This is a genomic window from Citrobacter sp. Cu231 (assembly GCF_030332265.1).
In the GTDB taxonomy this organism is placed as follows: domain Bacteria; phylum Pseudomonadota; class Gammaproteobacteria; order Enterobacterales; family Enterobacteriaceae; genus Citrobacter; species Citrobacter meridianamericanus.
Genome location: NZ_JAOWIE010000046.1, coordinates 77,087 through 88,372, shown reverse-complemented (window position 1 = coordinate 88,372; position 11,286 = coordinate 77,087). Strand labels below are relative to the sequence as shown.

The window sequence follows — 11,286 nt, the reverse complement described above, 5'->3', positions numbered from 1 at the left end:
TTCGGGAGAACGGCCATGAGTTTATTTGATAGAAAGCATCTTGTTACTCAAGCAGATGCCCTACCTGGACGCAACACCCCGATGCCAGTGGCAACGCTGCATGCGGTTAACCAACATTCGATGACCAACGTGCCCGAAGGTATGGAGATAGCTTATTTCGCCATGGGATGCTTCTGGGGCGTTGAACGTTTATTCTGGTCATTACCCGGCGTATATAGCACCGCAGCCGGATACACAGGTGGTTACACCCCAAACCCAACTTATCGGGAAGTCTGTTCCGGCGATACCGGACACGCCGAAGCGGTACGCGTCGTCTATGACCCGCATGTTATCAGCTACGAACAACTGCTGCAGGTGTTCTGGGAAAATCACGATCCGGCGCAGGGCATGCGTCAGGGGAACGACCAGGGTACGCAGTATCGCTCCGCCATTTACCCGTTAACGCCGGAACAAACCGCCGCCGCACAGGCCAGCCTTGAGCGTTTTCAGGCAGCAATGACCGCCGCAGGCGACGAGCGCACCATTACCACAGAAATCACTACGGCAACGCCTTTCTACTATGCCGAGGACGATCACCAGCAATATCTGCATAAAAATCCTTATGGATATTGTGGCATTGGCGGAATTGGCGTTTGCCTGCCGCCACAAGGATAATTTCCCCCCTCTGGCGACTTTACAGTACCTTACGCTATACTAGCTTCTGAAATTACCGGTCCACTCCCTTCGGACCGGTTTTCATTGAATATTCCATTGGATTTATACTCTATGGATTTCGAGTTGCAGGCAGGCGGCAAACTCGTGAATCCCCAGGAGCATAGATAACTATGTGACTGGGGTGAATGAGTGCAGCTAACGCACCTGCAGCTTGAAAGACGACGAGTATCAACTTCTCCCTTCCGAGGATCTGACCTGAACGGTCGGATAAGATATGTTAAACAGTATTTTAGTCATTCTCTGCCTGATCGCCGTGAGTGCGTTTTTCTCGATATCTGAGATCTCGCTTGCTGCATCACGCAAAATAAAACTTAAACTGCTTGCCGATGAAGGCAGCGTGAACGCACAGCGTGTTTTGAAGATGCAGGAAAACCCCGGCATGTTTTTTACCGTCGTGCAAATCGGCCTTAACGCGGTCGCTATTCTCGGCGGTATAGTCGGTGATGCGGCATTCTCCCCGGCTTTTCACAGCCTGTTCTCAAAATACTTCGCTCCAGAGCTGTCCGAACAGTTAAGCTTTATTCTGTCATTCTCGCTGGTTACTGGCCTGTTCATCCTGTTCGCGGATTTAACCCCGAAACGCATCGGTATGATTGCGCCAGAAGCTGTGGCTTTGCGTATCATCAACCCGATGCGCTTCTGCCTGCTGGTCTTCCGCCCGCTGGTGTGGTTCTTCAACGGTCTGGCAAATAACATTTTCCGCCTGTTTAAGATCCCGATGGTGCGTAAAGACGATATCACTTCGGACGACATTTACGCCGTGGTCGAAGCCGGTGCGCTGGCAGGTGTTTTGCGTAAGCAGGAACATGAGCTGATTGAAAACGTGTTCGAACTGGAATCGCGTACCGTACCGTCTTCTATGACCTCCCGCGAGAATATTATCTGGTTCGATCTCCACGAAGATGAGCAAAGCCTGAAGAACAAGGTGGCGGAACATCCGCACTCCAAGTTCCTGGTGTGTAACGAAGATATCGACCACATCATTGGCTATGTTGATTCAAAGGATCTCCTCAACCGCGTACTGGCGAATCAAAGCATGGCGCTGAACAGCGGCGTACAGATTCGCAATACGTTGATTGTTCCGGATACATTGACGCTCTCGGAAGCGCTGGAAAGCTTCAAAACCGCAGGCGAAGATTTTGCCGTCATCATGAACGAGTACGCGCTGGTGGTAGGGATTATCACGCTCAATGACGTGATGACCACGCTGATGGGCGATTTAGTTGGCCAGGGTCTGGAAGAGCAGATTGTGGCGCGTGATGAAAACTCATGGTTAGTTGATGGCGGTACGCCGATTGATGACGTTATGCGCGTACTGGATATCGACGAGTTTCCGCAGTCCGGCAACTATGAAACCATCGGCGGCTTTATGATGTTCATGCTGCGTAAAATCCCGAAACGCACCGACTCGGTGAAGTATTCTGGCTACAAATTTGAAGTGGTGGATATCGATAACTACAAGATCGATCAGTTGTTGGTAACGCGACTGGACAGCAAACCTACCGTTCTGGTACCAAAGCTGCCGGATGCAAAAGAAGAGGCAAAGGCGTCTTAACGCCTGACAAAAACATCAACGGCTCCCATCCAGGAGCCGTTTTTTTAACTACCGCATAGCACTTTGATCAAGCCATCTCAGTTTGCAGACGCAAGACCTGACGGTTAACTTCGGACATCACGGAAAAATGCAGTTTGTCCTTCACTTTTGGGATAAGAATCTTACCCTTATCAAATTCAAAAGCGCCTACATCCTTGATATATAACCGTCCACGAAACAGGATCTTCACGTACTTCGCCACCTGCAGCGGGTTGTATCGTTGGAAAATTTTCATTGTTGTCTCCTGCTGAGCATTACGCCTTTGCGGTACCACAATCGGTCCGACAATCCTCAGGCGCAAATTTTAATGCCCTATGACTATAGACTATCTCGTTGATGTTTCCAGCGTGTATAAGTTTATTTACCTTCAGGTTACAATTATTCAGAATTATCTTTTCAACGCTTCGCTGTCTTCAGTATAAGCCTTCATTTTTTGCAGGATTTGTGCGCCCGTCCGCAAACTGGCATCGCGCTTGCGGGAAAAAGCATCAATCGCACATATGATTAAATTCCAGACCCAAGTGGTCGGATCACCTGCAAAATAAAAGAAAGAAGGAAAACCTATGACCTTACGAAAACTGTTGGCGCTGTCGTTTCTGCTGCTGCCGATGATTGCCTCCGCACATAAGTTTGAGGCTGACCAACGCGTACCACCGGTGGGGATCGCCGATCGCGGCGAACTGATTCTCGATAACGATAAGTTTAGCTACAAAAGCTGGAATAGCGCGCAGTTGCCTGGGAAAGTGCGAATTGTGCAACACATTGCCGGACGCACCTCCGCCAAAGAGAAAAATGCGACACTGATCGAGGCAATCAAAGCCGCCAACCTGCCGCACGACAAATACCAGACCACCACTATCGTCAACACAGATGACGCCATTCCCGGCTCCGGTATGTTTGTGCGCAGCAGTCTGGAGAGCAATAAGAAGCTCTACCCGTGGTCGCAATTCATTGTCGACAGCAATGGCATTGCGCGTAAAGCCTGGCAACTGGATGAAGAGAGCTCCGCTATCGTCGTACTCGACAAGGACGGACGCGTGCAGTGGGCAAAAGATGGCGCATTAACGCAGGAAGAGGTGCAGCAGGTAATTGCCCTGCTGCACAAATTGCTCAGTAAATAGAAACGCGGAAGCCGGGGTTGAGGAACGATTCACGTGGGGTGTAATCCAGAGGTTTCCCCTGCCAGTCGTGAACGTGCGCTCCGGCTGCGGCGGCAACAGCGTGGCCCGCGGCGGTGTCCCATACGTTAGTGGGCCCAAAACGCGGGTACAGCTGTGCGTGCCCTTCCGCCACCAGGCAGAACTTCAACGATGAGCCAATCGACGTGGTCTGGTGCTCGCCCAACTGTTGCAGATACTCTTTTAACTCATTATCGGCATGCGAGCGGCTAATGACCACCAGCGGCGGACGCGCGTCACGAACCTGAATTTGTTTACGTACGCCGCACTCTTCTTTCCACGCTTTACCTTCTGCTGCGCTGTACATCACTTTCATTACCGGCGCGTAAACCACGCCCAGAACCGGCTTTCCTTTCTCGATCAGCGCAATATTGACGGTAAATTCACCGTTACGCTTAATGAACTCTTTGGTCCCGTCCAGCGGGTCCACCAGCCAGTAGCGCTGCCAGTGCTGGCGAACATCCCAGCCAGGAGGCGCCTCTTCAGACAGAACCGGAATATCCGGCGTCAGAGCCAGTAATCCTTCGAGGATCACCGTATGCGCGGCGATATCTGCCGCCGTGACCGGAGAATCATCCTGCTTGCTGGTAATCTCCATCGGTTTGATTCCATCGTAGACCTGCATAATGGCATCGCCCGCGTTCCGTGCAAGCTGGCATACATGTTCTAGCATTCTCCACCTCGTTTCTGTCAGTGGTGTTAACTCGTTGTTTTACTTATACCCGATCGTCAGGGGATCCGCCAACTGTGATAGCGTCTGCGGTTTTAAACGCTATATTCATGTCATGATTCACAGTTCTGTAAGCAAGAAGATTTATATACATTTTCTTTTGTGGCTTAGATCTTAAAAGGATGCCCCTGATGATTAAGTTTAGTGCAACGCTTCTGGTAACGTTGATTGCAGCCAGCGTCAATGCCGCGACCGTCGATCTGCGTATAATGGAAACCACTGATTTGCATAGCAATATGATGGATTTCGATTATTACAAAGATACACCGACTGAAAAATTCGGTCTGGTACGTACGGCAAGTCTTATCAACGCTGCGCGTGGAGAAGTCAAAAACAGCGTGCTGGTTGATAACGGCGATTTGATTCAGGGCAGTCCACTCGGGGATTATATGGCAGCCAAGGGGCTGAAAGCGGGCGAAACTCACCCGGTCTATAAGGCGCTAAACACGCTGGATTACGCGGTGGGTAACCTCGGCAACCATGAATTCAACTACGGTCTAGAGTATCTGCACAACGCGCTGGCAGGGGCAAAGTTCCCTTACGTTAACGCCAATATCATCGACGTTAAGACCAAAAAGCCGCTATTTACGCCTTATCTGATCAAAGACACTGAGGTTGTCGACAAAGAAGGGAACAAGCAGACGCTGAAGATTGGCTATATCGGTTTTGTACCGCCGCAGATCATGACCTGGGATAAAGCCAACCTCAGCGGCAAAGTGACGGTGAATGACATCACCAAAACCGCACGTAAATACGTGCCGGAAATGCGAGCCAAGGGTGCCGATGTGGTGGTGGTGGTTGCTCACTCCGGGCTTTCTGCCGACCCATACCAGACTATGGCAGAGAATTCCGTTTACTACCTCAGTGAAGTCCCGGGCGTGGATGCCATTATGTTTGGTCACGCCCACGCTGTTTTCCCCGGTAAAGACTTTGCCAACATCAAAGGTGCAGATATCACAAAAGGTACGCTCAATGGCGTTCCGGCGGTGATGCCGGGTATGTGGGGCGATCATCTGGGGGTGGTGGATTTAGTGCTGAATAACGACAGCGGTAAATGGCAGGTCACCCAGGCGAAAGCCGAAGCACGTCCGATTTATGACGCGGCAGCGAAAAAATCACTGGCAGCAGAAGACAAAAAAATCGTTGAGATCCTGAAAGCCGACCACGACGCCACGCGTGAGTTTGTCAGCAAACCGATCGGTAAATCCGCCGACAATATGTACAGCTATCTGGCGCTGGTACAGGATGATCCGACCGTACAGGTGGTGAACAACGCGCAGAAAGCCTATGTGGAACACTTTATTCAGGGCGATCCGGATCTGGCAAAACTACCGGTACTTTCCGCCGCCGCGCCGTTTAAGGTCGGTGGGCGTAAGAACGATCCGGCAAGCTTTGTCGAAGTCGAAAAAGGCCAGTTAACCTTCCGTAACGCCGCTGATTTGTATCTCTATCCCAACACTCTGGTGGTGGTGAAAGCCAGCGGTAAAGAGGTGAAAGAGTGGCTGGAATGTTCCGCCGGGCAGTTCAATCAGATTGATATCCACAGCAGCAAACCACAGTCATTGATTAACTGGGACGGCTTCCGTACCTATAATTTCGACGTGATTGACGGCGTAAATTACCAGATTGATGTGTCGCAACCCGCCCGCTATGACGGTGAATGCCAGACCATCAATCCGCAAGCAGAGCGTATTAAAAATCTGACCTTCAACGGCAAACCTGTCGATCCAAATGCCACCTTCCTCGTCGCGACGAATAACTACCGTGCCTACGGTGGTAAGTTTGCCGGAACTGGCGACAGCCACATCGCGTTTGCTTCTCCGGATGAAAACCGCTCGGTGCTGGCGGCATGGATAGGTGCCGAGACGAAGCGCGCCGGTGAAATACATCCGGCAGCGGATAACAACTGGCGTCTGGCGCCGATTCACAGCGATACCAAACTGGATATTCGCTTTGAAACATCACCAACCGAGAAGGCCGCCGCGTTTATCAAAGAGAAAGGACAATATCCGCTGAAAAAAGTCGCGACCGATGACATTGGTTTTGCGATTTATCAGTTGGATTTGAGTAAGTAATTTTCGTGCCGGATGTGACGCAACTGCGTCTTATCCGGCAATACTTTACGCCGCCCGCTCTTCCCGCTGCGCCAGCACCTGCGGCAAATTCAGTTCTATCCAGTCCGCCAGTGCGGCGACTTTATCGCTCACCTGCTCCCCCAACGACGTCAGGCTATACTCCACATGCGGCGGTACGACCGGATACGATACCCGGTTGATAAACCCGTCCTGCTCCAGCGCCTGCAGGGATTGCGCCAGCATCTTTTCACTGACGCCGCCCATCTTACGGCGCAGATCGCTAAAACGGTGCGTACCGTCGCGCAGCGCCACCAGAATCAACACCCCCCAGCGGCTGGTAACGTGTTTTAACACCTCGCGGGAGGGGCACTGCTCGGCGAACAAGTTGCCATCGCGTAACTGCTGAGAAAGCGTGGGTGTGGCCATTTTCATACTTACCTTTTTGTGCGTACTTACTAAAAGTTAGTTTAGGTGTTAGCGTGATTAAACACAAGACTAATACCAAGGAGTCACCCCATGATCGCGATTACCGGCGCCACCGGCCAACTGGGCCAACACGTTATTGAAACTTTGCTGAAAACCGTTCCTGCCAGCCACATTGTGGCCATTGTACGTAACCCTGCGAAAGCGACGGCGCTTAGCCAGCAGGGCATTACCGTTCGTCAGGCGGATTACAGCGATGAAGCCGCCTTTACAACTGCCCTACAGGGTATCGACAAGCTACTGCTGATCTCGTCGAGCGAAGTGGGACAACGCGCCCCACAGCATCGCAACGTAATTAACGCGGCAAAAGCTGCCCACGTGAAATTTATCGCCTACACCAGCCTGCTACATGCCGACACTTCCCCGCTGGGGTTGGCTGACGAGCATGTCGCAACCGAGAAGATGCTGGCTGAATCCGGTATCGCGTACGCGCTACTGCGTAACGGCTGGTACACCGAAAACTATCTCGCCAGCGCACCGGCCACGCTGGAACATGGCATCTTTATTGGCGCGGCAGGTGAGGGCAAAATCGCCTCGGCGACCCGTGCCGACTACGCCGCCGCTGCCGTGCACGTCATCAGCGAAGACGGTCACGCCGGTAAAATCTATGAGCTGGCGGGCGATGACGGCTGGACACTGAGCCAACTGGCTGCCGAACTGGCAAAACAGAGCGGTAAAAAAGTGGTGTATCAGAACCTGAGCGAAACTGACTTTGCCGCTGCGCTGAAGGGCTTTGGTCTACCTGCCGGGCTGGCGGACATGCTGGCTGACTCAGACACTGGCGCCTCCAAAGGCGGCCTCTTCGACGACAGCCATACGCTGAGCAAACTGATTGGTCGCCCGACCACATCGCTGGCTGACAGCGTCAAAGGCATCGTGCAAATGTTAAAAATTAGTTAATTGTGGTGGCATCCCCGCGCATCCTCTCTGATAATGACAGAATGATGCGTGGGGAGAGAAAACGTGCAAGGTGTACCTGAGCAGTTTATTGATGAGAAAGACAGCGCCCGCTTTCGCCATCTGGCGCAGGTGCCCGGCGTTGAGTTGTATCATGCGCATATCTCGCGTTACGCCTTTGAGCCGCACACTCATGAAGCGTTTGGTATTGGCGCGATAGAAGCCGGAGCCGAACGCTTTCGCTATCGCGGTACGCAGTACGTGGCCCCCGCCCAGTCCGTCGTCACCATGAATCCCGATGAGCTGCACACCGGCGAAGCCGAAACCGCCGACGGCTGGCGCTATCGGATGATCTATCTTGAACCCGATCTTCTGGAGGAGGTCACCGGGATCCGCCACTGGTGGTTCCATGACGTAACGCGTCACGATCCGCTGCGCTCGCGTCAGATCTGTTCATTGATCCACGGTCTGTGGAACACGGAAGATCCGCTGGCGCAAAAAGGATTATTACTCGATCTGATCGACACGTTCCAACCGCTGGCCCGCCATGCGCCGGTATTGCCGGAGGGGGCGCATCGCTTTGAACGAGTCCGCGAGTATCTGCACGATAACTATATGCACCCGGTCACGCTCGACGAACTGGCGCGGGTGGCATCGCTGAGTCCCTGGCATTTTCAGCGCCAGTTCAAATTGCATTTCCACGTCACGCCGCACCAGATGCTGATGGCGATCCGCCTGTGGCGAGCTAAAGGTTTTCTCACTCACGGTATACCCGCCGCAGAGGTCGCCGCCGCAACCGGCCTCACCGACCAGTCGCATCTCACCCGCGCGTTTACCCATCGCTACGGCATTACGCCGGTGCGTTATCAGAAACAAGTCGTCCGGCGTTGATCAGCAATCTCATACAATACCGCGGCATTTTTCCTGCCTACACTCGACTTATTGTTAAGCGATGTGGATGTCAAAAATGATTAGCGGCGTGTTGTATGCCCTGCTGGCAGGGCTGATGTGGGGATTAATTTTTGTTGGGCCGCTGATCGTACCGGAATACCCGGCGGTGTTACAGTCGATGGGGCGTTATCTGGCGCTGGGGCTGATAGCGTTGCCGATCGCCTGGCTGGGGCGTGTGCGCCTGCGCCAGTTGACGCGTAAAGACTGGATAACGGCGCTGGCACTAACGATGATGGGTAACCTGGTCTATTACGTTTGTCTGGCAAGCGCCATCCAGCGCACCGGAGCACCGGTCTCAACCATGATAATCGGTACCTTGCCGGTGGTGATCCCTATCTTCGCTAACTTGCTCTATAGCCAACGCGACGGCAAATTATCATGGTGGCGTTTGTCGCCTGCGCTGGTGTTAATTGGCATGGGTCTGCTGTGCGTGAATATTTCGGAGCTGAATCAGGGCCTCCCCGACTTTAGCGGCTGGCGATATGGCTCTGGCATCGCGCTGGCGCTGATTTCGGTGGTGTGTTGGGCGTGGTATGCACTGCGTAATGCCCGCTGGCTACGCGAAAATCCGGATAAGCACCCAATGATGTGGGCGACGGCCCAGGCACTGGTGACGCTGCCTGTATCCCTGTTCGGTTATATTGCCGCCTGCCTCTGGCTGAACGGGCAAACGCCGGACTTCGCTCTGCCCTTCGGCCCGCGTCCGGGCGTGTTTATCGGCCTGATGATAGCCATTGCGGTCTTGTGTTCGTGGGTTGGCGCACTGTGCTGGAACGTCGCCAGCCAGAAGCTGCCGACGGTGATCCTCGGTCCGCTGATTGTGTTTGAAACACTGGCAGGCCTGTTGTACACCTTTATACTGCGCCAGGAATTTCCGCCGTTGCTGACGATAAGCGGCATTGCGCTGCTGATGGTTGGGGTAGTGATAGCCGTCAGAGCCAAGCCGCAGAAACCCAGCGTTGTCGTGGTACCACAATCATAATGTGCCGGATGGCGCTGCGCTAATCCGGCCTGGGGAATAATACCTTGCAGGCCGGATAAGGCGTTTACGCCGTCATCCGACGCGACACTTTAAACACCGCCACTGTCTGATTCAATCGTGCAGCCTGCTCTTCGAGCGCAGCGGCAGCGGAAGCAGACTCCTCCACCAGCGAGGCGTTTTGTTGCGTGACGCGATCCATCTCAGCCACCGCCTGGCCTACCTGATCGATACCCCGACTCTGTTCATCGGAGGCCGAGGCAATCTCGCCCATAATATCGGTCACGCGAGTCACGGCGCTGACAATTTCCGCCATCGTTTCACCCGCTTCATGAACCAGCGCGGTACCGGCATTGACCCGATTCCCCGAGTCATCAATCAGCGCCTTAATCTCTTTCGCTGCTTGAGCGCTACGCTGCGCCAGCGTGCGAACCTCGCCTGCAACTACTGCAAAGCCACGCCCCTGTTCACCCGCTCGCGCCGCTTCTACCGCCGCGTTCAGCGCCAGAATATTGGTCTGGAAAGCTATGCCGTCGATAACATTGGTAATTTGCGCGATTTTGCTGGAACTGGTAGCGATTTCATCCATAGTACGCACCACGCTATCAACCACTGTTCCGCCTTTTTGCGCCGTCTGTGAGGCGTTTTTTGCCAGACTGGTCGCCTGACGCGCGTTATCCGCATTCTGTTTCACGGTCGCGGTGAGTTGTTCCATGCTGGCAGCGGTCTCTTCCAGAGAAGCGGCCTGCTGCTCGGTACGTGAAGAGAGATCGTTACTGCCAGCGGCAATTTCACCCGCACCGGTATAGATGGTGTCAGCCCCGTCACGCACTACGCTGACCGTATTCGCCAGCGCCTGCTGCATCTCGCGGACGTTGCCTGCCAGCAGCGCCATTTCATTACTGCCATCGGCGTTGATGCGGTGCGTCAAATCACCCGCGGCAATGTGGCGAATATGTGCCATCACTTCGTGGAGCGGCTTGAGTAACACTCGCTGCATCGCCAGCCAGCTGGCGATAATCACGCCGACAACAATTAGCATCACTGCGGACAGCAACCAGATAATCTTCTGATAATCACTTTCATTGTCCTGCACTCCGGCAGTGGCCAGCGCCGTTTGCGCGCTACGCCATTCCCGATAAACGGCCTGCATCGCCGTTTGCTTTTGCTCGGCATTCTGTTTGAACATCTCCTCCAGCTTACCTTCAGCCAGCAGCGCGTTCATTTTAGCCAGCGTTGCAGAATAGATACCGTACTGTTCTTCCAGTCGATCGGCCAGATGCTCATCCAGTCCCGGCGTTTCCGGCAAGGCGTAGTAGGTATCGTAATGCTCTTTCGATTCGGCCAACAGACGATTTGCCGTGTTCACCAGTTCCTTCAACTGACCACCATTGATATCGCTGGCCATCGTTCCCTGTAAACGCAGCATGCCCCTGTTGAGCGTGACACGAGCCTGGTTCAGGCTAATCCACGCATCGGTAAACTCAGCCACGTTCTGGCTGGAAAGCTGCGAGACGTTAAAGTTTTGTTTATCATTATTGAGCGCGCCAATAAACACGCCCGCGGAGATGAGCTGCATTGCGCCCAGGGCGAGTAACACAGTGATAAGTAAGGTTATCACTTTAATTCGTTTGAACATCTGTAGCCTTTTATTATGCAGGTATTGTCTGAGGTCTAACTATCGG

At 53.4% G+C, this 11,286-nt stretch carries 11 protein-coding genes; 7 read left to right on the top strand and 4 right to left on the bottom strand.

From position 1 onward, the window contains the following. Positions 1–15: 15 nt before the first annotated feature. Positions 16–654, top strand: coding sequence for a peptide-methionine (S)-S-oxide reductase MsrA (msrA, locus tag OGY15_RS20230; RefSeq protein WP_286540836.1), 639 nt, complete (start codon positions 16–18; stop codon positions 652–654). A gap of 274 nt (positions 655–928) precedes the next feature. Further along, a complete protein-coding gene (gene paeA / locus OGY15_RS20225; RefSeq protein ID WP_151217392.1) occupies positions 929–2,269 on the top strand; it encodes a polyamine export protein PaeA in 1,341 nt (446 codons plus the stop codon). A gap of 67 nt (positions 2,270–2,336) precedes the next feature. Here the strand turns inward: paeA and OGY15_RS20220 are convergent, their stop codons facing one another. After that, positions 2,337–2,543 carry a DUF1107 domain-containing protein gene (locus OGY15_RS20220; protein WP_003025710.1) on the bottom strand — a complete coding sequence of 69 codons (207 nt, stop codon included), beginning with the start codon at positions 2,541–2,543 and terminating at the stop codon, positions 2,337–2,339. A 328-nt stretch (positions 2,544–2,871) separates the two neighbouring features. Between OGY15_RS20220 and OGY15_RS20215 the strand changes: the two genes are divergently transcribed. After that, entirely contained in the window at positions 2,872–3,429 is a 558-nt protein-coding gene (locus tag OGY15_RS20215; RefSeq protein WP_286540833.1) for a YtfJ family protein, read from the top strand. Here OGY15_RS20215 and cysQ read toward each other — a convergent pair. Then, positions 3,419–4,159 carry a 3'(2'),5'-bisphosphate nucleotidase CysQ gene (gene cysQ / locus OGY15_RS20210; RefSeq protein ID WP_008786026.1) on the bottom strand — a complete coding sequence of 247 codons (741 nt, stop codon included), beginning with the start codon at positions 4,157–4,159 and terminating at the stop codon, positions 3,419–3,421. The genes OGY15_RS20215 and cysQ overlap by 11 nt on opposite strands. 188 nt (positions 4,160–4,347) lie before the next feature. Between cysQ and cpdB the strand changes: the two genes are divergently transcribed. After that, the gene (cpdB, locus tag OGY15_RS20205; protein WP_286540829.1) at positions 4,348–6,291 is read left to right on the top strand and encodes a 2',3'-cyclic-nucleotide 2'-phosphodiesterase; all 1,944 of its coding nucleotides are present in this window, start codon (positions 4,348–4,350) and stop codon (positions 6,289–6,291) included. A gap of 45 nt (positions 6,292–6,336) precedes the next feature. On the opposite strand, the gene OGY15_RS20200 is transcribed toward cpdB, so the two are convergent. Next, positions 6,337–6,717: a winged helix-turn-helix transcriptional regulator gene (locus tag OGY15_RS20200; RefSeq protein WP_005134463.1), complete on the bottom strand. Its 381-nt coding sequence runs from the start codon at positions 6,715–6,717 to the stop codon at positions 6,337–6,339. A gap of 90 nt (positions 6,718–6,807) precedes the next feature. On the opposite strand from OGY15_RS20200, the gene OGY15_RS20195 reads away from it, so the two are divergent. The 3 genes from OGY15_RS20195 to OGY15_RS20185 all read left to right on the top strand — a co-directional run bounded on the left by OGY15_RS20195 (position 6,808) and on the right by OGY15_RS20185 (position 9,604). After that, on the top strand, positions 6,808–7,674 hold the full coding sequence (locus OGY15_RS20195; RefSeq protein ID WP_286540825.1) for an SDR family oxidoreductase: 867 nt from the start codon (positions 6,808–6,810) through the stop codon (positions 7,672–7,674). Positions 7,675–7,737: 63 nt separating this feature from the next. Further along, the gene (locus tag OGY15_RS20190) at positions 7,738–8,562 is read left to right on the top strand and encodes an AraC family transcriptional regulator (protein ID WP_286540823.1); all 825 of its coding nucleotides are present in this window, start codon (positions 7,738–7,740) and stop codon (positions 8,560–8,562) included. 76 nt (positions 8,563–8,638) lie between these two features. Next, complete coding sequence (locus OGY15_RS20185) at positions 8,639–9,604, top strand: DMT family transporter (RefSeq protein WP_151217489.1); 966 nt, start codon at positions 8,639–8,641, stop codon at positions 9,602–9,604. A gap of 64 nt (positions 9,605–9,668) precedes the next feature. Here OGY15_RS20185 and OGY15_RS20180 read toward each other — a convergent pair whose 3' ends face one another. Then, the gene (locus tag OGY15_RS20180; RefSeq protein ID WP_187253613.1) at positions 9,669–11,240 is read right to left on the bottom strand and encodes a methyl-accepting chemotaxis protein; all 1,572 of its coding nucleotides are present in this window, start codon (positions 11,238–11,240) and stop codon (positions 9,669–9,671) included. Between the last annotated feature and the right edge of the window lie 46 nt (positions 11,241–11,286).

Coding starts and splice junctions, on each gene's coding strand:
- msrA (WP_286540836.1), top strand. CDS start 16: ATGAGTTTATTTGATAGAAAGCATCTTGTTACTCAAGCAGATGCCCTA.
- paeA (WP_151217392.1), top strand. CDS start 929: ATGTTAAACAGTATTTTAGTCATTCTCTGCCTGATCGCCGTGAGTGCG.
- OGY15_RS20220 (WP_003025710.1), bottom strand. CDS start 2,543: ATGAAAATTTTCCAACGATACAACCCGCTGCAGGTGGCGAAGTACGTG.
- OGY15_RS20215 (WP_286540833.1), top strand. CDS start 2,872: ATGACCTTACGAAAACTGTTGGCGCTGTCGTTTCTGCTGCTGCCGATG.
- cysQ (WP_008786026.1), bottom strand. CDS start 4,159: ATGCTAGAACATGTATGCCAGCTTGCACGGAACGCGGGCGATGCCATT.
- cpdB (WP_286540829.1), top strand. CDS start 4,348: ATGATTAAGTTTAGTGCAACGCTTCTGGTAACGTTGATTGCAGCCAGC.
- OGY15_RS20200 (WP_005134463.1), bottom strand. CDS start 6,717: ATGGCCACACCCACGCTTTCTCAGCAGTTACGCGATGGCAACTTGTTC.
- OGY15_RS20195 (WP_286540825.1), top strand. CDS start 6,808: ATGATCGCGATTACCGGCGCCACCGGCCAACTGGGCCAACACGTTATT.
- OGY15_RS20185 (WP_151217489.1), top strand. CDS start 8,639: ATGATTAGCGGCGTGTTGTATGCCCTGCTGGCAGGGCTGATGTGGGGA.
- OGY15_RS20180 (WP_187253613.1), bottom strand. CDS start 11,240: ATGTTCAAACGAATTAAAGTGATAACCTTACTTATCACTGTGTTACTC.